General features: G+C 68.1%; 19 protein-coding genes and 1 pseudogene. 11 read left to right on the top strand and 9 right to left on the bottom strand.

Annotated elements, in window-relative coordinates; genetic code table 11:
- Positions 1-8 precede the first annotated feature (8 nt).
- Entirely contained in the window at positions 9-1,601 is a 1,593-nt protein-coding gene (locus JXZ78_RS13035; RefSeq protein WP_030018174.1) for a phytoene desaturase family protein, read from the bottom strand.
- Positions 1,602-1,754: 153 nt separating this feature from the next.
- Between JXZ78_RS13035 and JXZ78_RS13030 the strand changes: the two genes are divergently transcribed.
- Positions 1,755-3,080, top strand: coding sequence for a glycoside hydrolase family 27 protein (locus tag JXZ78_RS13030; RefSeq protein ID WP_030018175.1), 1,326 nt, complete (start codon positions 1,755-1,757; stop codon positions 3,078-3,080).
- A 122-nt stretch (positions 3,081-3,202) separates the two neighbouring features.
- Here the strand turns inward: JXZ78_RS13030 and JXZ78_RS13025 are convergent, their stop codons facing one another.
- A complete protein-coding gene (locus JXZ78_RS13025; RefSeq protein WP_030018176.1) occupies positions 3,203-5,446 on the bottom strand; it encodes a serine/threonine-protein kinase in 2,244 nt (747 codons plus the stop codon).
- 589 nt (positions 5,447-6,035) lie between these two features.
- Between JXZ78_RS13025 and JXZ78_RS13020 the strand changes: the two genes are divergently transcribed.
- The 8 genes from JXZ78_RS13020 to JXZ78_RS12985 all read left to right on the top strand — a co-directional run bounded on the left by JXZ78_RS13020 (position 6,036) and on the right by JXZ78_RS12985 (position 15,715).
- Positions 6,036-6,446 carry a hypothetical protein gene (locus JXZ78_RS13020; RefSeq protein ID WP_157851471.1) on the top strand — a complete coding sequence of 137 codons (411 nt, stop codon included), beginning with the start codon at positions 6,036-6,038 and terminating at the stop codon, positions 6,444-6,446.
- 1,254 nt (positions 6,447-7,700) lie between these two features.
- The gene (locus JXZ78_RS13015; RefSeq protein WP_050502090.1) at positions 7,701-8,375 is read left to right on the top strand and encodes a hypothetical protein; all 675 of its coding nucleotides are present in this window, start codon (positions 7,701-7,703) and stop codon (positions 8,373-8,375) included.
- A gap of 2 nt (positions 8,376-8,377) precedes the next feature.
- Entirely contained in the window at positions 8,378-8,914 is a 537-nt protein-coding gene (locus JXZ78_RS13010; protein WP_238783079.1) for a hypothetical protein, read from the top strand.
- Positions 8,915-8,981: 67 nt separating this feature from the next.
- Positions 8,982-10,664 (top strand): transposase, encoded by a 1,683-nt coding sequence (locus JXZ78_RS13005; RefSeq protein ID WP_238783078.1) that lies wholly within the window; start codon positions 8,982-8,984, stop codon positions 10,662-10,664.
- Positions 10,661-11,923 (top strand): AAA family ATPase, encoded by a 1,263-nt coding sequence (locus tag JXZ78_RS13000; protein ID WP_030018179.1) that lies wholly within the window; start codon positions 10,661-10,663, stop codon positions 11,921-11,923. Before JXZ78_RS13005 ends, JXZ78_RS13000 begins: the two co-directional genes overlap by 4 nt.
- Complete coding sequence (locus tag JXZ78_RS12995) at positions 11,920-13,833, top strand: TniQ family protein (RefSeq protein WP_030018180.1); 1,914 nt, start codon at positions 11,920-11,922, stop codon at positions 13,831-13,833. Before JXZ78_RS13000 ends, JXZ78_RS12995 begins: the two co-directional genes overlap by 4 nt.
- Positions 13,833-15,119, top strand: coding sequence for a TniQ family protein (locus tag JXZ78_RS12990; RefSeq protein ID WP_030018181.1), 1,287 nt, complete (start codon positions 13,833-13,835; stop codon positions 15,117-15,119). Before JXZ78_RS12995 ends, JXZ78_RS12990 begins: the two co-directional genes overlap by 1 nt.
- Positions 15,116-15,715, top strand: coding sequence for a hypothetical protein (locus tag JXZ78_RS12985; RefSeq protein WP_157851472.1), 600 nt, complete (start codon positions 15,116-15,118; stop codon positions 15,713-15,715). Before JXZ78_RS12990 ends, JXZ78_RS12985 begins: the two co-directional genes overlap by 4 nt.
- A 464-nt stretch (positions 15,716-16,179) precedes the next feature.
- On the opposite strand, the gene JXZ78_RS12980 is transcribed toward JXZ78_RS12985, so the two are convergent.
- Both JXZ78_RS12980 and JXZ78_RS12975 read right to left on the bottom strand, forming a co-directional pair.
- Positions 16,180-16,512, bottom strand: a complete 333-nt coding sequence (locus JXZ78_RS12980; protein WP_238783085.1) for an FCD domain-containing protein — start codon at positions 16,510-16,512, stop codon at positions 16,180-16,182.
- 44 nt (positions 16,513-16,556) lie between these two features.
- Entirely contained in the window at positions 16,557-16,814 is a 258-nt protein-coding gene (locus JXZ78_RS12975; RefSeq protein WP_238783077.1) for a GntR family transcriptional regulator, read from the bottom strand.
- A 380-nt stretch (positions 16,815-17,194) separates the two neighbouring features.
- Here JXZ78_RS12975 and JXZ78_RS12970 point away from each other — a divergent pair, with 380 nt between their 5' ends.
- Positions 17,195-18,649 (top strand): hypothetical protein, encoded by a 1,455-nt coding sequence (locus JXZ78_RS12970; RefSeq protein WP_030018183.1) that lies wholly within the window; start codon positions 17,195-17,197, stop codon positions 18,647-18,649.
- A 48-nt stretch (positions 18,650-18,697) separates the two neighbouring features.
- Here JXZ78_RS12970 and JXZ78_RS12965 read toward each other — a convergent pair whose 3' ends face one another.
- Positions 18,698-19,102, bottom strand: coding sequence for an MFS transporter (locus tag JXZ78_RS12965; protein WP_030018184.1), 405 nt, complete (start codon positions 19,100-19,102; stop codon positions 18,698-18,700).
- A 46-nt stretch (positions 19,103-19,148) separates the two neighbouring features.
- On the opposite strand from JXZ78_RS12965, the pseudogene JXZ78_RS12960 reads away from it, so the two are divergent.
- Positions 19,149-19,552 (top strand): annotated as a pseudogene (locus tag JXZ78_RS12960) (sensor histidine kinase); the annotation flags it as partial.
- Between the two features lie 349 nt (positions 19,553-19,901).
- On the opposite strand, the gene JXZ78_RS40240 reads toward JXZ78_RS12960, so the two are convergent.
- The 4 genes from JXZ78_RS40240 to JXZ78_RS12945 all read right to left on the bottom strand — a co-directional run bounded on the left by JXZ78_RS40240 (position 19,902) and on the right by JXZ78_RS12945 (position 25,759).
- The gene (locus JXZ78_RS40240; RefSeq protein WP_275127731.1) at positions 19,902-20,030 is read right to left on the bottom strand and encodes a hypothetical protein; all 129 of its coding nucleotides are present in this window, start codon (positions 20,028-20,030) and stop codon (positions 19,902-19,904) included.
- Between the two features lie 38 nt (positions 20,031-20,068).
- Positions 20,069-20,227: a hypothetical protein gene (locus JXZ78_RS12955; protein WP_157851475.1), complete on the bottom strand. Its 159-nt coding sequence runs from the start codon at positions 20,225-20,227 to the stop codon at positions 20,069-20,071.
- 181 nt (positions 20,228-20,408) lie between these two features.
- Positions 20,409-21,275: a serine peptidase gene (locus JXZ78_RS12950; RefSeq protein ID WP_238783076.1), complete on the bottom strand. Its 867-nt coding sequence runs from the start codon at positions 21,273-21,275 to the stop codon at positions 20,409-20,411.
- Complete coding sequence (locus JXZ78_RS12945) at positions 21,272-25,759, bottom strand: AAA family ATPase (protein ID WP_157851476.1); 4,488 nt, start codon at positions 25,757-25,759, stop codon at positions 21,272-21,274. The genes JXZ78_RS12950 and JXZ78_RS12945 overlap by 4 nt, the downstream gene beginning before the upstream one ends.
- Between the last annotated feature and the right edge of the window lie 159 nt (positions 25,760-25,918).

The raw sequence follows: 25,918 nt of genomic DNA, 5'->3' as shown, positions 1-25,918 counted from the left end.
CCTGAGCGTCACCACCGTCCCAGAACGGCCATGGCGGCGTTGTGCCCCGGGATGCCGCTCACCCCGCCGCCCCGGATCGCCCCCGCGCCGCACAGCAGCACGTTGGCGTGCGCGGTCCGCACCCCCCACCGGGCAGCCGCGTCGTCCGCACCGTTCTCCGCACCGTCCTCCGCAGCACCCCCCGTACCGCCCTCCGCCCGGTACGGAAAGACCAGCTCGCGATGGAAGATGTTGCCGCCCGGCAACCCGAGGTCGCGTTCCAGGTCGAGCGGGCTGCGGGCCTCGATGCACGGGCGCCCGTCCGCGTCGGTGGCCAGGCAGTCGGTGAGCGGTTCGGCCAGTACGGCGTCGAGCTGGGCGAGGGTCGCCGCGAGCAGGCGCTCCCGGGTGGCGTCGTGGTCGTCGGCGAAGAGCCGGGCCGGGGTGTGCAGGCCGAAGAGGGTCAGCGTCTGGTAGCCCTGGCGTACCAGGTCGGAGCCGAGGACGGAGGGGTCCGTCAGGGAGTGGCAGTAGATCTCCGAGGGCGGCGCGGCGGGAAGTTCACCGGCGGCCGCCTGCCGGTAGGCGGTCTCCAGCTGCTGGTAGCCCTCGGCGACGTGGCAGGTCCCGGAGAAGGCCAGCCGCGGGTCGACGCCGGTGTCCCGCAGCCGGGGCAGCCGGGTGAGCAACATGTTGACCTTGAGCTGAGCGCCCTCGACGGGCTCCGGGGACGGCGCGCCGAGGAGGCCGGCGAGGACCTGCGGGGCGGCGTTGACCAGGACGTGTCGCGCGCCGACCGTGCCCTGTGCGCTGGTCACCTCGGCCGTGCGGCCGTCGGTGGCGATGCCGGTCACCGGGGAGTCGGTGACGATCTCCGCGCCGGCCTTGCGGGCGGCGTCGGCGAGCGCGTCGGTCAGGGCGCCCATACCGCCGATCGGCACGTCCCAGTCGCCGGTGCCGCCGCCGATGACGTGGTAGAGGAAGCAGCGGTTCGGTGCCAGCCCGGGGTCGTGGGCGCGCGCGAAGGTGCCGATCAGCCCGTCCGTGAGCACCACGCCCCGTACCAGGTCGTCGTCGAACACCGACTCGACCGTCTCGCCGAGCGGCCGTTCGAACAGGGCCTCCCAGGCCGCGTCGTCGCCGACCCGGGCGCGCAGCGCGGCGCGGGTCGGCAGCGGTTCGGTGAGGGTGGGGAAGACCCGTTCCGCGACCTGCCGGGTCATGCCGTAGAACCGCCGCCAGGCCGCGTACTCCCGGTCCGAGCCGGTGATCCGGACGAACGAGGCGCGGGTGGCGGCCTCGTCGGTGCTCACGTACAGGCCGGTGGGGCGGCCGCCGCGGACCGCGGGCGTGTAGGAGGAGACCGAGCGCCGGCGGACCGCGAAGCGCAGCCCCAGATCGTCCACGATCTTCGACGGCAGCAGGCTGACGAGGTAGGAGTAGCGGGACAGCCGCGCGTCCACGCCGCGGAAGGCGCGCTCGGAGACCGCGGCGCCGCCGGTGTGGCCGAGGCGCTCCAGGACCAGCACGCGGCGCCCGGCGCGGGCGAGGTAGGCGGCGGCGACCAGGCCGTTATGCCCGCCTCCGACGATGGCCACGTCGTACGAAGTCCGTTGCGGCATGTCTCTTGGTAGCACGCGGTGATCGGCGCCGCCAGGTACGGACGGCTGAATTCCGCGAGCCCCGCAGCGCGGCGCCTTGCCCCCCTCCTCCTACGTTCCTAACGTCCGACGATGCGTTGTATCGGCCTGCTCCGTCCCCCCGTGAGGTGACCTGTGCACGTTTCGTCGGCAACGCGTCCCCCGAGGCGCACCCCGACCCGCCTGAGCGCCGCCGCCCTGTGCGCGGCGGGTGTCCTGTCCGCGGCCGCCGCCCTCCCGGCGGCGGCCTCCCCCACCGCGCCCGGCCCGGCCGGGCCCCCGGGCGGCACGCGGGCCGCGGCGGACTACCCGAACCTCACCCCCAGACCCCCGATGGGCTGGAACAACTGGTCGTACTACATGTGCGACATCGACGAGAAGGTGATCCTCGGCAACGCACGGGCCCTGGTGAAGACCGGCCTCGCGGCCAAGGGCTACGACACGGTCACCGTCGACGACTGCTGGATGCTCAAGCAGCGCGACGCCAAGGGCAATCTCGTCCCGGACCCGGCCCGCTTCCCGCGCGGCATGGCGTACGTGGGGCGCGAACTGCACCGGATGGGGCTGAAGTTCGGCATCTACGAGGACGTCGGCAAGCTGACCTGCGAGAAGTACCCGGGCAGCCTCGGCCACTACCAGCAGGACGCCGACCTCTTCGCGAAGTGGAAGGTCGACTACCTGAAGATGGACGGGTGCAACCTGCCCACCGCCCCCGGCAAGACGAAGGAGCAGACCTATCAGGACGCCTACCGGGCGGTCAGCCATGCCCTGCGCAAGACCGGCCGCGACATCGTCTTCTCGGTGTCGGCGCCCGCCTACTTCCAGTACGACGGCGACCGGGTCTGGCACCAGGTCATCCGCTGGTCGTCGCAGGTCGGCAACTTGTGGCGGGAGGGCCGCGACATCGCGGTGGAGAAGCACGGCGGCGCCAGGAAGTGGTCGTCGATCAAGTACAACTACGCGTACAACGCCAAGCTGGCGCCGTTCCAGCGGCCGGGCCGCTGGAACGACCCCGACTTCCTGCTGGCCGGCGACTCCGGGCTGTCCACCCGGCAGATCCAGAGCCAGATGGCGCTGTGGGCGATGATGGCCGCACCGCTGATCTCCAGCACGGACCTCACGAAGATCTCACCGGCCGCGCTGCGGGTCCTCGGCAACCGGGACGTCATCGCCGTGGACCAGGACCCGAAGGGCGTCCAGGGACGCGTGGTCCAGCAGGGACCGGGGTACGACGTGCTGTCCAAGCCGCTGCGGAACGGTGACCGGGCGGTCGCGCTCTTCAACTCGGGCGACGTGCCGCGGACGCTGACCTTGACGACGAAGACGGCCGGTCTGTCGAAGGCGGGCGCGTACGAGCTGCGCGACCTGGTCACCAAGCGCACCTCCCGCACCGCCGGGAAGATCTCCGCACGGGTGCCGGCGCACGCGACGGTGCTCTACCGGGTGCACCCGGTGCGCTGAGCGGCCACCGGGCCGGTGCCTCAGGGCACCGAACGGCCGCCGGGGTGCCGGTGCCTCAGGGCACCGGCGGGCCACCGGGCCGGGACCGAAGGCGCAGCCCTCCTTCGTCCCCGGCCCGGCCTTCACCCCCGGCCCGGCGTGCGCCGCTGCCGCAGCGCGGCGACCCGGCGGTACAGTGCCACCGCCTCGGCGGAACGCCCCAGCTGCTCCAGGCACTGGGCCTCGTCGCCGCGGCTCGCGAGGGCGTCCGGGTGTTCGGCGCCCAGCACCCGTTCGCGGGCCGCCGCGACCTGCCGGTAGACGGCCAGCGCGTCGGGCCAGCGGCCCAGCCATCCCAGGGCGACGGCGATCTCCCGGCGGCTGACCAGGGTGTCGGGGTGGTCGGGGCCCAGCACCTGTTCGCGGAGCGCGGCCACCGACCGGGCCTCGGTCAGCGCCTCCTCCCAGCGGCCGAGACGGCCGAGGTTGACGCCGAGGCCGTGCCGGGCGCGCAGCGTCTCGGGGTCGGCCGGGCCCTGCGCGGTCGTACGGGCGTCGACGAGGTCCCGGTACAGCTCCAGCGCCTCGGCGCTGCGTCCGAGGCGTCCCAGGCTTATGCCGACCTCGTAGCGGGCGGCGAGCGTGTCCGGATGGCCGGGCCCGAGCGCCTGGGCCCGGTCGGCGGCCACCTCCCGGTACGTCCGCAGCGCCTCCGCCCAGCGCCCCAACTGGCCGAGCAGGTACGCCACCTCGTACCGCGTCACGAGCGTGTCCGGATGCTGCGCCCCCAGCACCCGGGCGCGGGCCGACGCCACGTCGCGCGCCATCCGGTACGCGTCCTCCAGCCGGCCGAGACGGCTGAGGTTGAAGGCGAGGTTGTGCCGGCAGCGCAGCGCGTCCGGGTGCTCGGGGCCCATGGTGCGCTCCCGGGCCGCGAGGACGGACACGTACACCTGGTGGGCCTCGAAGTGCCGTCCGAGCCGGCCCAGCGCGTACGCGGTCTCCTGGCGGGCGGCCAGGGTGTCCACGTGGTCGGGGCCCAGACTCCGTTCGCGCCCGGCGGCCACCCGCTCGTACTCGCGCAGCGCGTCGGCGGGCCGGCCCGACCGGGCGAGGGTGAAGGCCACCTCGAACCGACTGGCAAGGGTGTCGGGGTGGTCGGGTCCGAGCGCGTGCTCCCGTTCGGCGGCGACCGAGCGGTGCACCTCCCCCGCCTCCGCCCACCGGCCGAGCCGCCCGAGGCTGAGCCCGGCGTTGTGGCGGGCGGCCAGCGCGGCGAGGTGTGCGGGCGAGGGCGCGGGGCGCTCAGGGACGTACGGTGCCGGGGTGTCGCGGCTGAGCGGCGGCAGGCCGCTCGTCCACGAGCCGGTGAGCCCCGCGGCGCCCTCGGCACCGGTCGCCCGCGGCGCACGGGTACCGGCCTGGGACCCGCCCCGCATGCCCTGCGTCCAGGACGGCAGGCGGTACGCGGCGCGCGTCGGCGTGCGCCCGTCCGGCCATGCCGGGAGCGTCGCCTCCACCGTGGGGTACTCCGGCGGCCTGCGGGCCGAGACGAGCCGCTTCACCAGCTCCGAAGCGTCCCGGGGCCGGTCCTCCGGATCTTTCGCCAGCAGGTCCAGCACGATCCGCTCGTACGCCTCCGGCAGGTCGGGGCGGTGCCCGCGCGGCGGCTCCGGCGGCGTGTCGCGGTGGCCGACGAGCACCGCCCAGGCGTCGTCGAGATCGAACGGCGGCGCCCCTGTCGCCAGTTCGTACAGCACACACCCCAGCGAATACAGGTCACTGCGATGATCGACCGTCCCGGCACCGATCTGCTCCGGCGACATGTAGTGCGGCGTGCCCATCGCGATGCCGGTACCGGTCAGCCGGGCGGTGAACCCGATGTCGTGCCCCAGCCGGGCGATGCCGAAATCGCAGATCTTCACCGTCCCGTCGGCGATCCGTACGATGTTCGCGGGCTTGAGGTCACGGTGCACGATCGCCTGCTCGTGGGTGTACGCGAGGGCCGCCGCGACCTGCTCGGCGATGTCGGCGAAATCCGGAACGGGCAGCGGATCGTGCCGGTTGTCCTCCAGCAACTGGCTCAGGTTCCGTCCGTCGAGCAGCTCCATCACGAGATACAGGATCCCGTCGTCCTCACCGAAGTCGTGGACGACCGTGATCCCGCGGTGCTGGAGGGCCGCCGCCACCCGCGCCTCCCGCCGGAAGCGCTCCCGCAGCACCCGCAGGAACGACGGGTCGTGCTGCGGCCCGAGCGGCTTGAGGCACTTGACCGCGACCTGCCGCCCCAGCGACTCGTCCCGCGCCCGCCACACCTCCCCCATCCCGCCGCGCCCGATCAGGTCGAGCAACCGGTAACGCCCCTGAACCAGCCTGCTCTCCACCATCGCCCGCCCGCGCCCCCGTCCCCACCGCGTCCGCCGCGATCCCCCTCGGTGTCCCGCCCGTTCAGTATGGCGGGGCGGGGGCGTGGGGTGTAGGGCGCTGAGGAGGCACTGGGCGGAAGCAGACCGCCTCCGCGCCTCCGACGGACGCGGTTGGCGATGCGTGTGTGACCGCGGCCGCTGCGGTCACACACGCATCGCCCTGCCGCACTACGCCACGATTCCCCACGCCCGCGCCAGCACCGGCTCCAAGCGCCGACGGCCGTCGTCGTCGAATACCTGGAGAGCGTCCAGGCACGTCGGCAGCGCCCCCCTGCCCGTCCCGGTTCTGTGCCGGCCACCGCGAGAGCCGTCAGAAGATGCTCGTGCTCTCTCCACCCGGTCCCGAATGCCTCAAGGAGCACGCCGTACGCGTCGCACAGGCCCTCGTCGTCCGGCAGGCCGATGGCGTCCACTGACCGTTCGGCACCTTCGGCGCTGTTCAGCCACTCGTCGACACGGCTCAACGCGCGGTCTGGAATCACGTCACCGGCGAAGTCATGTACGACAAGGACTACAAGGTCGTCTTGAACGAAAGAGGGAGAAAGAAGCAGTGAAGGTGCGCTTCACCGGCGTGGAAGGCCACGAACAGCGCGTTCGGCAAGGAGCGGACGCACTGCGCCCTGGACAAGTCTACGAGGTACTGGAGACATGCAGTCAGTCGGACGGCCCCAACTACTTCAGGATCGAGTTCCACCGAGGTGAACTGCCTCCCATGTTCGACTCGCGACTCTTCGAAGTGGTCGGTCCGAAGATGCACCCGACCTGGACGGCCTGTGTCGGGTGGGATGGTTCGATCACCCTGGCTCCGCCCGCCTGGCAAGTCGCCGCCTTCTGGGAAGAGTTCATGAACCACTCCCCTGAAGCCGTGGAAGCCTACGAAACGGTTTCGAGCAGGAATCGAAGTGCAGCCAGCGGGCCTCGCAGTGAGAGTCCAGCGTTGCTTGAACCGCAGCCAGTGTGACCAGCTCCGCACCGGTCGGCCGGGGCGGCCGTCCGCGCCGCCGCAGGCTTTTCACGTGGTCATCGGCATGCACTCACGGTGTGGCCAAGAGGGTGTTCGACTCGGTCGCCCCAACCCGATGCCGGACATCTTGCGGGTCGCGTACTTGTCCAGGATCAGGTGGATTCGAGGCCGTCGGGAACTTCCCGGTCCGATCTTGGTCAGGAATTCCTTGAACTCCGCTGCCCGGTGCCGACGATGGACCATCACACGCTCGACGTCGGCATCGGTGTCCTTCCGCGGAACACCGGGCCGCCACTCGTCGCACAAGCTGCCCGGACCACGCTCGAAAAAGCGCCTTCGCCAGGTGCGGACCGTGTCCGCAGCGATCCGCAGCTTACACGAGACCTCTATGATCGAGCGCCCCCGGCGCGCTCCGGCACGATCCGCGACCGCTGGGCCGGCGGCCGAGCCGTCGTACGCCGACGCACCCATCCCTCCAGCACAGCCCACTGGGCATCAGTGACCGACAGCAGCGCGACCCTCGTCACCGCGCGTGTGACCACTGCTGCTAGGTGACATCTCAGCCCTGCCTCCCACCTGCTCTTTTGCCAGGTAGAGGCAGCACAGTAGCGTGCGTTCTGCAGAGCCTTCTTGGCACATCGGTACAGATCCGAGCAGTCCTCCTCGCGCACCTTGATAGCCGCGCGCGAGACGTCCTGCGCGCTGGCAGCAGCGGCACGCTGAGGTCCTTCCCTCGAGATTGCCGGATCATTCCCTCGAAAGGATGCTCGGCCACCCACCGCCGTCACTGCGAAGCGGATGAAGGGGGCTCCCAGCCATCGGCGAGGGTCACGGAGTCGGCAGGGCTGACACGTGCGACCGCAGACATGACAGGACCGACGCTCTCTCGAGGTCGATTGGGGTAACACCAGCTCCCCTCCAACACCCCCGCTACCACAGGGGCCTTGGTGGGCGATCTAGTCCTATGAGACGAGTTGCGGGATCGCTACTCATTTCACGATCATCACCGGAATTCCCTCGTAGCTCTATTCTCCCAAGGCAGAGACGTGACGCCTCAGACCCTGCTGCACGCCCCCGGTACCCATCGAAGCTCCGAGCACTTGCCCGTGGTCGGATACCTCGAACCTGTTGGACCTCGCCCGAACACATCACATCTCAGCTGATGCGGTCTCTCAACTTGCCATGCCACCGAACTGGGCGTCCCGATGGGTAACGCATTGGCGGTTCGGACGGACGGCAGTCGGGTGCGCCGTGAAAGATCTCGCCGAGATCGACTGCCTTTCCAGCGTTCCGGTGCGCCGTTTCACCTGGCGCACCGGCCAGTGGCATCGGCCCGGCCTCGAGTATCTGGTCAGCACGGATCGCCACCACGGATTCGAGAGTTTCGAGGAGGAGCTCCTTCTCCTTGCCGGAGGCTTCTCTGGATCACTGGTGGAGGCACTGTCCCAGCCGTTCTGTCTGCAGTTCCAGACGATCCACGGGAGTGTGAAACACACACCGAACTTCTTGTTGCTGACGGAGGGGATTCCGCTCCTGATCGACGTGCGTCCGGCAAACCGTATCGCTCCGGAAGATGAGATCAAATTTGCCGCTTCCGCGGAAGTCGCGCTAGCTGCCGGATGGAATTACGCCGTCGTCACAGGCTGGTACGACCACGCCGTGACCGTGATCGACTCGTTTTCTGCGGGGCGAAGGAAAATGACTGACCCTTTGCGTGTGCAGGAGCAGCTGCTGCGCGCGGCTGCCGACGGTCCTCAACCCTTCGGGGACCTGGTGGAGCGTTGCAGCATCCCGGCAGTTGCCCGTGCGCACGCCATGCATCTCCTGTGGTATCGCCGTCTGGGGCTGGAGCTGACCGGCCCGCTGATGGACGCAAGCATGGTTCGCCTGTCCCCCACCCGCCGTGCAGCAGTCGGGGGTTGGTGAGGATGGAGCGTCAGGCATGGGATCTTTCGCCGGGCAACGAGTTCATCCTGAACGGCACCGCCTGGACAGTGCAGACCTTCCAGCCTCAGGTGGGGAAGGTAGTGCTCGTACGGCCCGAGTGCGAGCCATGGCACACAACAGTGCGGCAGTTGATGCACCATCCCCAGATTCGTCAGTCCACACGGACACGGAAGGACCTTCCGGCTGCGAGCCGGGGGCGGCAGCCCAAGGGCATGCTCGATCTCCCGCCGGAGAAGCGGACGTTGGCGATACTGCGGGTCGCTCACCTGCATGAGGTGGAGACGGGGTTTCGCAGCGGCAACCCGCTGCATGCCCTGCCTATGGAGCCGAAGCCTAAGTACGACCCAGGGGTCACCACGCTGACCGAGCGCCGCCAGGCCAAGGTGCGGAAGTTGCGGAAAGCTACCGTGGCCGACCCTGACTTGGCAGCGGAGCAGTGGCTGGACCGGGTCAGCTATCGCACCTTGGTCCGCTGGGACTTGGCCCGCCGACGGTTCGGGCCCGGTGGGTTGCGCTGATGACCGGTGGCTGCGTGCGGCTACCGGCCGGAAGATCTCAGACGAGGTACGTGAGGCGATCTTCGCGGTGCGGCACGAAACCCTGCACCGCTCCAAGCTGACTGCCAAGGACCGTGAGCGGCTGATCAATCAGTACGTGCGCGAAGTGTACGGCGAGGAGACGGAAGTGCCGAGTTACGAGACCCTTCGCGTAGTGTGGAAGGAGTGGTTCGGATCCTCGGGCGCCCGACAGCGTTACGCGAGGTCGGCGGCGCGGGCCAAGGAAGTGGCCACCGGCCGGCATGTCGTGGTGAGCCGCCCCGGTCAGGTGGTCGCACTCGAGACCACGGTCCTTCCGGTCAAGGTCCGTGAGAACGTGTTCGGCGATCCGGTCTCGGTGCACCTCACGTTGGCGTTGGATGTGTACACGCATTCCATTGTTGCGTTCCGGCTCACGCTGATTTCCGATACTTCGGTGGACGTTGCCATGATCTTGCGTGACGTCATGATGCCCTTGCCTATGCGGCCCGACTGGGGCGAGGAGATGGAGTGGGCATATCCAGGGGTTCCCGGAACTGTGATCGCTGGATTCACCGGAGGTAAGGTCGCCAGTCTGCCGTTCTTCGCCCCCGAGACGGTAACCACCGACCACGGGTCGGTCTACAAGAATCACCATCTCATCGAGGTGCAACGAGTGATCGGGGCAAATATCCGCCCGAGCCGGGTATTGCGCCCCACGGACAAGCAAGCCGTCGAGCGGGCTTTTGGCGCTATTCAGTCGCTGCTGTTTCGGATCCTTCCGGGCTATCAGGGGATCGACACCGCAGATCGCGGGGTGGACCCCGAGGGGGATGCGTGCATCACCGTCGCAGAGATGGAGCATTTGATTGCTACCTGGATCGTGAGGATCTGGCAGAACCGCAGTTTTGGCTCGTATGGGCCGAGTTGGGATCCATCGGGCGACCACAGTCCGAATTCGCTGTTCGCAGCGTCCATGGCCCAGGGTGGCTTTGCCCTGCAGATCCCTCCGCCTGAGCTGTATTACCAACTGCTGCCCACGCACCGGGTGATGATCCACGGCCGCCGCGGCGTGAAGGTCAAGAACTTGTGGTACGACGGCCCGGCCCTGCGCGAGTGGCGGTTCCGCGGCTCGGGCAGGGGCGGCACGTCGAAGAACAAGTACGTGGTTCACCGGGATCCGCGGGATCCATGCTTTGTGTACTTCCAGGATCCGCAGACCCATGAGTGGCATCAGCTGCGCTGGGTGGGTTTGCCGGAGGAGGGGCGGATCCCCGCCTTCAGTGACGCGCGGGTGCGGCAGGTCATGCGTGAGCTGCGTATCAGGGGCCTGTCGCCGAAGTCGGACAAGGATCTGCTGCCGCTGCTGCTGGACTTGATCGGCGGGAACGTGCCGGTGGAGCAGTGGCCGACGCGTCTGACCAAGGCCCAGCGACTCGAGCACGCCCGCGAGGAGGCCCAGGCGGCCGCGGCCGCGGCGGACCGGCCCGAGATGCTCCCGGCGGATGAGGAGGAGCTGGCGCGTGTGCCCCGGCAGGGCGGTGAGAGCGACAACGTCGTTGATCTGCGCTGGCGTCAGCGGGCCGCGCAGGGCCATGCGGCCATCGACGAGGAGCGCCGGCGCCGGCGCGAAGAGGCGTCAGAAGAGGTGCCCGTGCCGTCCACACTCGGCCAACGGCTGCGGGGAGCAAGTCTGATGGAGCTCCTCGACGAAGACAACGACACGGCCACCGAGCGGGGAGAGCAGCCATGACCAGTCCGGACAAGCCTCGACCTGATGCGGCTGCCGCCTCGTTTCTTCCGGGCCCGCCCATCGATCGCACCCGTGTGGAGGGGTGGCAGAGGTGGATCGGCACGCGCGAGTTGTTCGAGCCGGCGCCGGTGCTGAGCAAAGGCCAGTACGCGCAGATGACGCCGCGCCGGCGGCGCCTGTATGACCTGCACCGGTTGGCAACGCACAGCAGTCTGCCGGTGCTCAGTACGCCGATGAGTGACGCGGTGGCGTGGCTGGTGAAGGCACGGATCGCGGACGGCTCCTACAGCCACAAGGCCGGCATCCGCACCGGGGTGATGGTCAACGGAGGCGGCGCGCAGGGAAAGACCGAGACGGTGTGCGCAGCGCTGGCGGCTTTCGAGGCGGAGTGGCTGGAGGTGAACCAGTTCATGAATCCCGAGGCCATGGAGGGGACCCGGGACTTGCTGGCGCCGGTCGCCTACGTTCGGTGCCCGGTGAAGGCCACGCCGGTGTCCACCTGCCAGCGGATCCTCGACTTCTACGGCGAGGACTACAAGAACATGCGGCAGGAGGATCTGATCCGCACGGTGAACGCCTCGATCTCCGCGCACGCCACCAAGGCCCTGGTGATCGACGACATCACCCGCCTCAAGCTGCACAGGGAGAGCGATCAGGACGTCCTGGACCTGCTGCTGGAGGTGATGAGCATGTCCGTCACGCTCATCCTGGTCGGGGTCGGCATCCCCTCCTCCGGGCTGTTGCGTCGTGGCCGATTCGACCCGGTAGCCAAACAGTGGATCTTCCCGCCGGTCAGGGACCGCGGGCGCAGCCCCAATCCGGAGGCCGCCACTCAGCATGAGCGGCGCTTCGAGATGATCGAACTGGAGCCGTTCAGCTACGACTCAGCCGCACAGACCAATACCTGGATCAGCCATCTGGTGGCGGTGGAGAAGAGCCTGCGGCTCCTGGACGACACGGACGGCATGCTCAGCGGCGGTTCCATGCCGGAGTATCTGTTCGGCCGCACCAATGGGGTGGTCGGGCTGCTGGAGAAGCTGATCCAGCGGGGATGCCGGCTCGCCATCGAGAACGGAAGTGAGCGCCTCGATACGACCTTGCTCAACCGCTGCCGGGTCAGCCCAACCGATCTGCCCGACCTCGACGCGGAATCCGGTGAGCAGCCGCTGATCCCTCCGATCAAGAACCCTCCCAAGAAGAAGAGGGGCAGGAACACCGTCTTCGACGACTCCGGGCCGGGCACGGAGGCCGCCGGATGAATCTGCCTGCTGCCCGGCCGCTCGCCCGCAGCCTCGATCCGCTGCCGGGCGAGTCCTTGGGCGGGTTCCTCCTCCGACTCTCCTACCGGCTCGGCGTCACGCCGCACCGGGTGGCGACGCTGTGCGGTCTGGAGGCTCGCAGTGACAGCATCCCGCAGGAGCAGCTGCGCTGGCTGAGCCCGAGCGCCGCCCGCACTCTGGCCACGGCCACCCGTCTGGCACCGGACGAGGCCACGGCTCTGACGCTGGCGGAGTTGGCCCGCGCCTATCCGCCCCTGGCCAGACTCCGAAGTGTCGAGACCAGTACCGGAGGCAAGGCGAAGATCAACTGGGCGGTCAACCCGGACAGCCGCTACTGTCCACAATGCCTGCAGGGGAACGGCAGCCCTGTCCAGGAGGCGTTCGGCGGCGCCTGGCAACTGCGCTGGCACCTACCAGTCGTCTTCGCCTGCACCCGGCACCGGCGTCTTCTGGAACATACCTGCCCCCAGTGCGCACAGCCCCTGAGCGGGCGTGTGGTGAGCCGGCACACCGTACTGTCATCACCCCACGTCGGTGGACTGCATCCCGCGCAGTGCCGCAATCAGGCGCCGGACGTTCCCCGCCGGTTCCACACCCGGGCCACCCCATGCGGGGGCCGACTGGACATTACAAAGGGGCTCGCCCTTGACCTGCCGCACCGGGACATTGAGCAACTCATCGGCCTTCAGGCCCAGTTCAATCTCGCTCTCGCCCCGCGGCAGGACAGTCGATCCAGAAGCGGCTCGACCGAAGCAACCTACTTCTCCGATCTGATCCTGACCGCTCACCTGATCGTGTTGAGCTGGCCGCTCGGGGCATCGCTGCTACCGTCGCCGGCCCTGGCGGACCTCGTCGACCGGTACGCCACCGCGCCCGAACACTTCTCCTCCAGCAAGTGTTTCCACGGCACGCGCACCGCACCATGGGACACCGCCCAGTGCGCCGCCGTGCTGCTTGCAGCGGCGACCGCACTCGGCGACCGCCGCCTGCTCCCTCTGCGGGAGCGTGTCAAGCCACTGGTCCGTGAGGTCTATCGCCAATCCCACTCGGGAGCAAACAAACTCTTCGGTCGCTACGACGTCTCGACAGTTCTGCTGCGGGCTACCGCGCCGCGGCTGTACGGACGCCAGGAACGTGCTGTCCTGCGCGTACGTCCTCGCCCCTACCGCTTCCGCGTCGAGGAGATCCCTCCGCTGTTCCCCTGGGACTGGTACGCCACCCACCTCCAGCCGCTGACCGAGCACTTCCCCACGATGACTATGCGCGTGGAGCGCCATCTGCGGTGGGCTGGCTCCCTCAGGCTCGCCGAACTGCTCAGCAGCCACCACTGGAGCCGGTGCGCTGTCGACCTGGGCATCCCCCCAGGCAGTGCGCGCCGCACCATGCACGTACTGGGCAAGCAGATGAACCCCGCCAACCTCTGGCCCTCCTTTGACCAGGCCGTCGAGCGTGCCGCCCGCGACCTGCACGACCAGGACAACCGGATCGATTACGCCAACCGGCGGCGAGCGATGACCCACTGGCAGCTGTCGCGTGAGCACTGGATCGATCTGTGCGCGCCGATCCCAGGACTCGAGCGACGGGGCAGCGAAGGAGACCCGCGTGTCGGTGAGGCCATCATCTGGAGCAAGGTCAATGAGGCCTGCTATCTGCGCAGCCCCGCCATGCTCCGGCCTTCCGCCATCTCCGCGGCACAAAACAATGTCGCCGATGACGCAGGGGCGATCATCCGCCGATGTCGGGGCTCCTACAGGGCCTTGAATCAGCGCCTGAAAACCTACGCTGCCCGCCTGGCCCAGGCCTGCGACGAGAAAAGGGAGCTGAATTTCAGCGTCCGCGTGACGCGCGCCACCGCGACCCCTGCAGCGCAGCCGGGTTTGGTCCGCTGATGGCTCGTCCACTGGCCCGCAGCCTCGCCCCGCTCACCGAGGAGTCGCTCCCCGGCTTGATCCTGCGACTGGCCCACCGGCTGGAGCGCTCCCCCGCCCGGATCGCTGAACTGTGCGGGCTGAACGGCCATCAAAACAGGCTTTCGGCCCACTACTTGATGGCCCTGCCAGACGATCTGACGCAGGCCTTCGCCATCTCCTCTCATCTGCACACAGACGAGGTCCGGACACTGACACTGTCCTGCTTCGCCTCTGCCTATCCTCCCTTGGGCTCGGTACGGCTGGACGGAAGCCGCAACACCGCTGCCGCCCGCAAAATGTGGGCTGCGGGCCTCTCGAGGAGCTACTGCCCCGCCTGCTTGGCAGGCGACGGAAGCACTGTCCAGAACCTCTACGGAGGGCCCTGGAGACTGCGCTGGCACCTTCCCGTCTCCTTCGCCTGCACCGCACACCACCGCCTGCTCGCCCGCTCCTGCCCCCAGTGCGATGGCACCCCGAACCAGCCCGCGAACACCGAACGCCAAGGGCTGATCACGCAGCGCACTACCAGCGGACTGCACCCGGCGCAATGCCGTCATCTCGCAACAAGCGACGGCGCAGGGCAGCGCCGGCCCGCCGCTATGTGCGCAGCCCGTCTCGATCGCCCCCAGGCAGCCGCGATACTGTCCGGCTGCGATCTGCGTCAGCTGATCGCCCTGCAGGCCCGCATCGACCGGCACCTGCTGCCCGGCCCGCATTCCCTCACCGTCACCGGGCCAGGACCGGATCCCGGCTTCTTTCCCGACCTCATCGCCGCGGCCCAACTCATCCGTCTCGCCTGGCCGGAAAGTGCCCGCTTCGCACCCTCTGCTCTGCTGGCTGAACTGATCGACCGTCACCTGGCCTCTGCCGCCGAGCAGCGTGCCGCGCTCGCCCCGGGTCAGCACGCTCGCCACACCTGGGCCGCCCCTACCGACCCTCTTGAGTGCGGCGCGCTGCTCGTGACCGCGGACTGTCTGCTCGGCGAGAACGCGAGCGACGATTCCGGCCTGGTCGAGCGCGTCCAGCCGCTCGCTGTCGCCGCGTTCACCCGCCATCCGGCCAATATCGGCGCCGCGTTGCGGCGCATGGACTTCTCCCCGCACCTGGCCCGCGCCCTGGCCCCCCGGCTGAACGGCTTCTACCGGGCGGGCGGTCATCGCCCCGCGGTGCGCGTCCCTTCACGCCACAGCACTTTCTCGATCGACCATGTCCCCGCGCGCTCCTTCCCGAGGAGTGGCTCCTCGCCCACTTCGGCTCCCTTTTGACCGACTGGAAAGACCTCACCCGCTGGCAGTCGCGGCACTTGCGACGTGGTGCTGTACTCAAACTCGCCGAGATGAGCTCCGGAAACACCTGGCCGGAATGCGCTCAGACACTTCACATTCCGTGGAACAGCGCCGAGCAGTCCCTCAAAGTGCTCAAGCAGCAAATGACTTCCCGCCATCTGTGGCCCGCATTCGATCACTCCGTTGCTGAAGTGGCTGGCCGCCTGGACTCCCCAGCGCACCGGGTGAACTACGCCCAGCGCCGCGACTTCCTCGCCACGTGGCAGATCCCGGCAGCCGACTGGGAGAAGCTGCGCCATGACCTCGGCGCGTTGGGGCAGGAGTACACCTCACCCACCCCAAAGACGGCGACCGCGCTCATCTGGGCTCACGTCACCCAAGGCGACTACCTCCACAGCCCCGCCCTGCAGAGTCTGCGCCGCTCCGGCCACAGCACTCGCCAACTGGTGGCGTCGATCGGGCAGCTGTGCACCCCCGCCAATTGCAAAGGCAGTAAACGCGAACTACTACGCCGCCTCAGCCAGTACGCCGTCGGCCTCGCCGCCGTCTGCGACCATCCGCAGACCTCTCCCTGAGTCGATCGCTGCAGGAGGGCGCAAGTCCGCCACCGTGGTCACCTTCATCCTCACCGCAGCTGTCAGGTCACCCCGAGCACGTCCAGTCCTCGGTAAAGCTGCTCGCCTCGGCCATCGCCGGTCTCGGCGCGCGCTAACCGGCACCTGCTCAACATCTCCGTCGCGCGTGGCTACCCACCGCACGCCCGCTGCCACCTCAAGGCGGAGGCGTTCGGCGAACCGCTCGACGGACGGCGGCAAACATCAGTGGTCGGCCTCGAGCGCCGCTGCGGCTGGCGGGTCACCGAGCGCTCACATCTCGTCGAGCGTGAACCGGGCAGCGGTTCCGACGCGCCAGCCGGGAAACAGGGGCCGGCCAGTCTGTCCTCACTTGCGGCGGTCGAGGGCGGTGTGACCTCGGATGCCGACTGGCCGCTGGCGACCCGGCTCGTCCACGTGCTGCACGTGGCACAGCAGACTCCGGGTCAGAGGGCAGAGTCCTCGCTCGCGGGCGTGGTGTTGTGCTCGCGGATGAGGCGCAGTGCGGTGTCGCGGTCCCGTTGGTCCAGGGCGTCGACGAGGGCGCGATGCAGATCGTGACGGTGCTCGATGTACTCGCCCAACGGCTGCTCGCTGCTCGGCAGGACCGAGAGCGTGTGTGACTCGACCAGGTCCAGAAGGTGGGTGTAGATCGAGCTGAGCAGCATGTTCGGGCTGATCGCAGCAATGTCTGCATGCAGTCGCCAGTTGGCGTGGATGAAAGCGACGGGATCGGCGCCGGCCACGGCATCCTCCATGGCCGTGATGTGCCGCCGCAGTCCTGCGACGTCGGCCGGCGAGGCGTGCCAGATGGCGTACTCGATCAGCAGGGGTCGAGGGCGTTGCGGATCCTGACGGCAGTGGCCACGTCGTTCGCCTGCGCGTCCAGGGCGAGTACAGAATTGCCGAGGCGGACCATCGGTGACTGCTCGGCGCTGAACAGCCCGCCCCCAGGTCCTGGCTTGACGGTGACCAGGCCGCGGGCCTGCAGCAGCCGCAGTGCTTCGTTGAATGTGCCGACGGACACGTTGCACAGGGTCCGCAGTTCCTCCTTGGTTCCCAGCCGGGAGCCCGGAGCCACGCTGTCGACCAGCTCCGCGACGTGCTGCGCTGCTCGTTCGGCCCGCCCCGAGGGCGTCTGCCGGCTGCACCTCCATCGACCGGCTTCTCAACTGCCGTACGACGCCGCTCCTCAGGTCAGGCGATGCCACAGGTCCGGCGGGACTGCGCACTGTCCGGGGACGACTCGGGTACCCAACCCGTGTCCGTAGGTCCCCGCTTCGAGTGCCTGTCGGGGACGGTTCCGGCAGTGCCCCGCCGGTGCGCGCGCCGGCGGCGCGGACAGTCCCCGCCGCTCGACGAAGTCCAGACATGCCCGCTCGGCGGACATGTCAGAGCAGCGGAATAGAGTCGCCGTCCCGGCCCCATGGCCGGGCCATCGAGAGGGGAGTCGCCGTGCGAGTGCGCCGGTGGTCCACGTACACGAAGGACGAGAAGCAGCGTCTCGCGCGGGGCCTCCAAACGGTCCTCAGGGAAGGGGGTGCTCCGGATGCGGAGACGCTTCTCGCCCAGGGCGATGGTGGGGTACTCGTCGAGGTTCCTGCCCCGCTATATGAAGGGGACCTCGACCGCTACGGTCGCGCACCCATCAAGGTACGAAACGGCTGGGCCGAGGAAGCAGTCCGAGGGATCCGGCTCCTCGCCGAACGGGTCGGCATCGACCTGACCTGTCACGGTGAGCACAGCAAGTACGGTGCTGGAAGCGACCACGGCTTCGACCCACTCCCTGTTTCTGGGTTCGTGCACGTCACGGTCCCATGGTCAGATGCCGATCACCTGCTAGCCGCCCTTGCAGGAGTGGCGCCGATTGTTCCGGCGGAAGACCCGCAGTCCGACCCAGCTGCGATCGAGGGGCACGTTAGCCAGGTCGACGAATCGGCCGAGGTAATTGCCTGTATGGAGGCGGTCACTTCTGCAGGCATCGCCCTGGCCCGGGCCGTGACGGCTCTGCGGAAAGCTGCACGGGACGTAGGGGTCGACACGTACGCCGCTTCACAGCACCGCCTGGCGGGAGTCCATCGCGCTGTTCCGCACAACACCGACCGCCAGATTCCCGCCCCCAATATCTACGACCCCTTTTGGGATGACCCTGTCGGCAGATACCTCATCCAGGCCAACTACCACCTGGCCGGCCTACGAGGCGTCGAGACGTCGCGTCTCTGGGACGTCGTTGAGGCGAGCTGGGAGGATCGCAATCACCAGGATGGCGAGTACACCCTGGACCAGGGGCACATCGCCGAGGCGATCGTGCGGTTCGAGCCGGGCATCGACTACGACCGCTTCCACGCCTATATGCACGTGATGCGTGTGTACGCGACCGAGCAGAACTACGCGGAAGCGCGTGAACCCTCCCTCCGGACTGAGCGCGAGGCTGCCGAGCGGACCGAGCGCGAGGCCGCCACTCAGAAACTGAAGGCCGAACAGGAGGCCCGGTTCAGGGCGCAGGAAGCACGCGCCGCTGCAGCTGCCGAGCGGAAAGCGGCCAGCCAAGCCGCCCACGCCGGGACCGCCAAACCGAAGGATGTGTTCTACGTCGTGACGGGCACAGACCGGGTGACCGGCAATCCGGGGGTCAAGTTCGGCATCAGCAACGGGGACGGAGAGGTCCGGCTCTCGCAGCACGCCCGCGACGGCTACAACACCCGGCATCGGCTCTTCACTGGTCTTCCTGAGGGGGTTGCCCGGGAGGCGGAGATCGGGATGCTGGCGCGCCTCAAGAGTGCAGGCCACCGGCCGCTGCACGGGCGCGAGTACTACCCGCAGGCCGCCCTTGCACTGATTCTGGACTCGCTCGACGGGGACCTGAGCCCTGCTGCCGAATCCGTGGACAAGGAAGTTAAGGCATTGACCGGCTGAGCGTAGACACCAACGCCAAGAGTGTTGGAAGACCCGGCTTGGTGCGGGTCAGTCAGCGAGCGCGTCAGCAGGGCGTTCCACTCGGGGCATGAGCGTGGAGATGAGAACCCCGAGGGCGGCCATCGCGGTGAGGAGGTAGTAGCCGTTGGTGAACGCCGCGTGCTGGTAGAAGGCGATCCCGTTCATCACGTTGGACTGGTTCGACATCACGACGAACACCAACTGGAGCCCCTGAATGGCGATGACGGCGCCGAGCATGCCGCTCATTCCGTTGGCGGGGGCCTGGTCGTCGGCTCCGACCACCGACACGATCATGGCGTTCGATGTGCCCTGGATGACTCCGGTACCGACGGCGACCACCATGCCGGTCAGGACGATCTCGGCAGTGGTTCGGTGGTAGAGCGCGCACAGGAAGAGCCCTACGGTCAGTGTCAGGCTGCCGGTGAGCCACACCGTGCACGGCGGTATCGCACGCAGTGCGTACCCGGTCAGCAGTCCTGACGCGATCCATGCCAGCGCGGCCGAACGTACGAGGGAAGAAGAGGCGCGTCAGCGGGTGAGCGAGGAACGGATGCGGATCGCCCGCGATCTGCACGATGTCATCGCACATCACATCGCGCTCGCCCACGCCCAGGCAGGTACGCCGCGCACCTGCTGCACAGCGATCCCGGCCAGGCGCAGCGCCTGCTGGATCACCTCTCGGACACCACATCCTCGGCGCTCCATGAGCTGAAGGCGACCCTCGGCCTGCTGCGTCAGCCCGACCACCCGGACGCTCCGCTCGAGCCTACTCCCGGCCTGGCGCAACTGCCCGACCTGGTCGCCGCGTTCCGAAGAGCGGGACTGGAGGTCACCGTTTCGTCGCAGGGGACGGAACAGCCTCTTTCCCCCGGCGTTTATCTGAGAAGCCGTATTCCTATCGATCATGAGGACGGTCCGGATCGAACGGGTTCCCTGGTCGGGTGATCTTGGCCGCGCGGGCGCATGAAAGCAGGGCCTCCGGCGCAGCACGAGGGTTGCGAAGCCGACTCGTGCACCAGGAGGCCCTGTTGTCCCAGTCGTGCGTGACGACGTTGTTCCCGTCCAACTCGGGCGTGTCGGCGTGCGATTGCCTCGCTCACCGGTTCGGAAACGCGGCCGACCGCCCCGACCGGATGCGGCAGTACCCCTCCGATATGACGGACGCCGAGTGGCAGGTGGTGCGCGACGCGATGCCGGTCCCGGCCTGGCTCGAAGGGCGGGGCTCCTCGTCCTACCAGTCGAGCAGCCACTGCCACAGCCCCAGGTGATGGACCTGGACAAACAGGGGCCGCTCCTCGAACTCCTTCGCCTTGAGCTTGGCCCACACCGGCAGATCCGTGCCGGGTACCGGAACGTGCACGCTGGCGCACAGGTGCTCGGTCCCGGCGGCCTGCCACATCAGGCGTCGACGACGCCCTGACGGGCGTAGTCGCGGTGGCGGACACGCCCCCCGTCGTCGGTCATCAGCATGCGCTGCGCTTCCAGCGCCACCTTCATGCCGTTGGCTAGTAGCCCCGCGACATCCGCCCGCCGGTCACGGTCCTGAGCCCCCTTCACCGGTCTGCGCGGCTTTGATGGTGGAGCGGGCGGTGCGCGAGGGGTGGCCGAGCCGCTTCGTGACGTCGGCGGCGGCGAGGCCCCGTCGCCCCGCCTCCGCCACGCGCGCCGTAGGAGGTGGGCACGCGCGTGCGTCCAGGAGCGACACCTGCGACGCCATATCGGCAGGCGGCCGAAGACCTCAGACGATCTCGTCCGGGATCGTCAGATTGCGAGCGAAAGGAGCGAGGGCCGCAGCAGTGACAGGGGCAGACAAGTACGCTCCGAAGGTGTGGAAGTCGATACGCCCAATCTGAATGTCGGCGTGCTGGTCAACCGGGAATCGGTCACCGAGACGACGAGGAATCGCCACCAGGTCACCCGTGTCGGCAAGGTTTACCCAGTAGCGGACCCCGGCAGGCCGAGCCCCCCGATCAGCGATTGGCGAGGGTACGAGGTGATCGAAAATCCCACCCGGTAGGCCAAGAGGAGACCCCAAGGTCACGAAGCAGTCCACGGTCAGTTCCGGGTGAGCATGGAGAGCCTCGTACGCCACGACCGACCCGAGGGAGTGGGCCAGCACTACGCGAGGGCGCACCCGTCGTATCGACTCGGCCACGGTTGAGCGGGCGGCGGCCCGTACCTGCGGAACGTGAAAATAGCGGCGGACCTCGCCTGCCAGCTGGACAGCGAGCCGAATAACCGTCCCGATGGGTAGGTTGCGGCGTCGGGAAACCCAGGACAGGACCTGCCGCAAGGGTGCAGTAATCAATCCCTGCCGTTCCTGGAGTGTGGGTGACCCCAGGGCCAGCGCCCAGTCGATGACCACGGACTGTTCTCGTTCGTCGAGGGCGAGTAGATCCGGCGCGCCGGTCTGCCGCTCCGCAGCGTGGGTGTGGTGGGCGTAGTACGCGGCGTGCATGGCAGGGAGTAGGTGGTCGCCCAGTCCGGCGGCCGTGAACCCCTGCTGAAGTTTGCGCTGCCACTGCCCTGCAAGTTCGGTGGCCGCCTGATCCGGAGAGCGGCCACTTTGGTGGTTGCCGATGCCGTGTACGGCGACGATCGTCACTGCTGTGGCCTTTCCTCGGAATGGCAATGAACGGAGTACGCCGGAAATCGCCAAGGGCCTTCGGCAGCTGCGCCGTTGACCGTCCTGATCTCGTACCAGTGTGCCTCCAGCCGGACGACCTCGAGTCCGTCGAGCGCCAGTACATCGACGAGCGCATCCTGGAGTTCGGCTGTCGTCGCAGTGATGGGGAGGGTGTAGACGAGGCTGTGGGAAGGCGGCAGTCCTCCCTCCCACTCATCGACAGTGTGCAGCTCCCATCCGTCTGCCTGGGCATCGTCGCAGAGCAGTTCGCCCGGGAACCACGCCAGGACGTGGGTGATGTGGACAGTCGGCCTCGTCGGGCGAAGTGTCGACGCCGCTGTGGAGCAGGCCCATCCGAGGGCTGTGACGTCGCCGGCCTTGCTGCCTACCAGCACGCCGCTCTCGTATGGGGTGATCGTGTGGACTCGGTCTGGCACTGGGGCCGGAGGTCCGAGTGGAGCGCCGGATTCGGCGTCCCAAGCCTGGACCTCCGTCTCATTGACGGCGGCCACGAGGACCGGTCTGCCGTTCACTTGGCTGACGGTCATCACCCGCTGGTTGGTCACGGGGACTGAGCCCACGAGCGAGGTGGTTACGAGGTCCCAGACCCGTACCTGGCCGTCGTGCGCCGATGGCTCGGCAGCGAGCGGGCGGCCGCCTTGCATCACGATCGCACCAACCTGATCTAGCGTGACCGAATGCCGCAGGGTGCTGTCAGCCAGGGACCAGAGAGAGACCCTGCGTTCGTTGTGGACGCTGACCAGGAGAGACTCGCCGCCGACGTCGCCTGCGGCCAACTCCGTGACCGGCCCCTCCACGCCGGTGAGGACGTGGGAAGGCGACTCCTTGCTCGTCTCCCACACGTGGATATCGCCGTCGGCACCGCCGACCACGGACCACATCGAATCGCCGTGCGACACAGTGGTCAGTGCGGTGGCAGGTACCGGTAGTTGGACCGTCGATTCCAGGGCATCTTCACGGACATTCCAGGTGTCGAGCTCGTTCTCCGTGGTCACCGTGACGACGTAGGGCGCATCGCCGGCCATCACGGTGGCGGCATGGCTGAGACTGCCGAGGTCGGTCATTTCTCGATTCTCGACTCCGGTGGTCAGGTCCCAAGCCTTGATCTCTCCTGACGCGAGTTCGGCGCTGAGGGCGAGTTCCGAGCCGCCGAGCCGGATGGTGCCGAGAACCGTGGCGGGCCGCCAATTGTTTTGGCCGTGACCGAACCGCGGACAAACGTCGAGGTCCCACACCCGAATGGTGTCGTCGCGATGGGCAGTCAGCGCGAGCTGAAAGCAGTCGACACGACGAATGTCTACGAGTGCCAGCCCTCGGTCTTGGGGTTCCGTGATGATGTGGACGGTCTCACCGTTCACTCTTGCCGCATACTCGCTGGGGTGGTAGGCGATGAGCGAGAACAGCGGAGTGTGCTCGTTCGCGGCTTGGATCCGCACCTCCTGGAGCGGTCCCTGCGACGAGATGGTGACGGGCCGCTCATCCAGATTACGCAACACCATCAGTCCATGTTCCTGAGACTCGGCGGAAACGCAGTGGAAGGCCAGGGAGCCGTCTGCGGACTCCACGCCGAGCAGCGAATCGATGGCGGCGCTCCCGGCCTCGACGGTATGGAGGATTTTGCCGAACTCCTCGTTCAGCAGGCCGACCAGGCTGATCTCGCCACTGATCCGACCAACTGCAAGGACCGTCTCGTCGCCGCTGCCGACGACCGACAAGGCTGAGACCCTCGCACCGTCGAGGAGTGTGTCGGCGACGAGCTCACCCGTCGCGAGGTTGTGCAGCAGGAGCGCGTTCCGGTCAGTGATCGAAACGATGACCGCCCGCTCGTCCAGATGCACGATCGCCACGTGGGTGATGACACCCCCGTCGGTCCGAGGAGTTGAGAAGTACCGGAACGCGTGGTCGGGGCTCGGTGTGATGTCCCATGCCTGGAGGGAGCCGTCGGTGCCGGCGAACACGGCAAGGGCCCGTCGATCGACGTATCCGAGAGCCAGGGCTGACACTCTGGTGCCCAACTCGTCCTCGCCGATGACGTACAGCAGGGACTCCTCGGGCAGGCCCGTGCTCCATCGCGTGCGGAGCACGGCCTGTTCGTCGTGGATATGGCGCGCGAGCCCGACCGCCTGGTAGGTCGCCAGGTTCTGCTGAAGCCTGGCACGGCGCGTCTCCAGCGGCATGGGCTGGCCAAAGAGGCCATCGGTATCGAAGCGACCGAAGGCCGTCCGATACGCGACCCCGGCCCGCCGCGCTGCCGGGGTCCTCGTCCGGTGGACGGCCTCACGGACACTGTTGTGATCCGCGCGGACTAGGTACTCCGGGTCCAGGAACAGCTGGTCGACCGCGGAGCCACCCGGTACGGCAACGGCATGCTCCATAAGGTGTCGCAGCAGATACGGTGCGGCCAGGTCCCACCGGGACCCCTGAGCGGCCCACCGCCCGGGGACGGCCGACAGCAGTTCGTGGAAGAGCGTCTCGGCGAGCCCGTCGCGTTCTGCCCCGGCGTCACGGAAGTGCTCGCTGATCGTTTCGTGGAAGAACCGGTAAAGCTGACGTCCGTCCACGTCGATGTTCGTCCGCAGATAGAAGCGGGCACCAGCCAGCTTCTCGCGGGCCTCGTCCGGGATCAGCGGGCGGAGTTCCTGACCCGCGGCCGTGGCGGCAGCGGTAGCTGCTGCGACCACAAGCTCCAGCGGCATGCCCTGTCCGCGCGCTTGTGCCAACCCCACCATCAAGTGCCGCATCCACGGGTCGCCGTCCAGCGTGGGCTGCAGGTGCAGTTCGAGCAGCTGCGGCAGGTTCTCGGGCAGTCGGGCGACCGCCTCAGCGGGAGTCAGGGGTGCGCCGGTCCGCAGGAAGTCGGCGAAGAGTGCTGCGACGAGGAAGGTGCTGAGGTCGGGGCTATGAGCGATCGCGGTAGCGACCGCATGGGCCACGGACTCACGAAGAGCCTGGTCGCTGTAGCCCGGAGCGCTGTACAGGATGTCGGCGATGTAGGTGGTGAGGTCGTCCGCGAGGCCATCGCCACCGGAAGAGGTGTCCAGGTCAAGCACCACCACGGGGGCACCGGGCACCTCACAGAACTCGTAGCCATCCTCCTGCGGCGGGCGTATCCCCACGAGCGCTCGGAAGGCGGGGCGGTCGTCCGAGCGGACCGTACGCAGGAGCTCGGCTAGCAGATCGGCGATGATGCGGTCGCCCTCCAGGGCTTCGTCAATGGCATCGAGGACGAGCACCACCGGCTCCGGCAGGTCCTGGGCGATGCGTTTGAGCTCGTCCAGAGCTTGCTCACTGCTAGCGACGGCCAGCTCCGCGCCCTCCGGCGTCAGTTGAACCATGATCGAAGCAATCACCTCGTCCATGCTCCGGTGCCGGGCATGGACGGCCACAAGTGTTGGATACCGGCGCTCCGGGCGGTACTGAGCAGGAATGCGACCAACCAGCACGGTACTCAGCTCCGCGAGCTGGTTGTGCGACAGGAAGACCGTCACCCCCAGCAGCGCCGACTTTCCGGCCCCGGGGCTCCCGGTGACCAGCAACAAGGGTTCGTCGCTCGCCAACCAAGAGCGGATCAGGGTCAACTCCTGGGTCCGCCCAGTGAACAGGCAGCCCGTCATCGCAGCGGCGTCGTCCAGGCGGCCGGACGCCCGGGTGAGAAAGTGCACGGGGTCCAGACCGGGGTCGAACTCCGCCGCCAGTTCCCGAACTGCCAACCGGAGCCGGCTCCGGAGCCGTTGCCAGCCGTCGGTACTGAACGCCGGGTTGGCGAAGAACTCCGGCACCGGCAATGAGGCGGCTCGGCGCGGCGAGTGCAGCACAGTCTGCGGATACCCTTCGCCGAGGCGGACCAGCTCCCGCGCGATCTCGTCGGCGACAGCCTCCACCGGCACGTGGGACAGAGCCGGAGAGACATCCCAGTGCCCCAAGCGGAGCCGCTCCAGCGCCTGGGCTGCGGCCTTGGTGAACCGTGCGTCGAAGGCGCTCTCGTCTGCAGTGCAGGCCGCAATCACCCAGGCTCTTCGGTCGCCCTCGGGAACGTCCTGGAACAGCTGGTGGTCCGTCGCGGCCCCCGCACCGCAAACATCGAGGAGGAACAGAACCGAAGACTGGTCGGATCCGTGCTCGACCTCGTTCAGCCATCGGCCGATATCAATCGCTGATTTCGGGAGGTCGGTCGGACGGCTGTCGTGCGCGGGCAGGTACAGGACCCGGCCGCGAGGAATCCCGTGACCGGCAAAGTGAACGATATGCGGCGGGCCTTGCGCATCGTGCCGCAATTGCTGCCAGCTCTCCTCAATGCTGGACCGGTCCGCGTCGATCACCGGTTCACTGACGTTCAGTCCGTCGAAATGTGAGAGCGCCACAGCAAGCTCACGCACCCGCGGTTCAACGGACGGCAGCGGAGTCAACCCCTCTGACGTGGGGCTCCACTCGTCGTCGGCCACGCTCTCGAAGGTCCCAACTCCGAGCAGAAGTACTCGAACCATCATTCCCCCCCGTGTCTGTGCAATTCAGTCGCCAGGCTATCGGGATCGAGGCCGTTGATCTCTCGGGACCAGGTTCACTGTCAAACGGCTTGATTGGACGACAAAGGACATGGGGTG

Origin of the sequence: Streptomyces monomycini (assembly GCF_022271435.1) — a bacterium.
GTDB lineage: Bacteria > Actinomycetota > Actinomycetes > Streptomycetales > Streptomycetaceae > Streptomyces > Streptomyces monomycini.
Note: the sequence above shows the minus strand (reverse complement) of the source record. Positions and strands in the feature narration are given on the sequence as shown.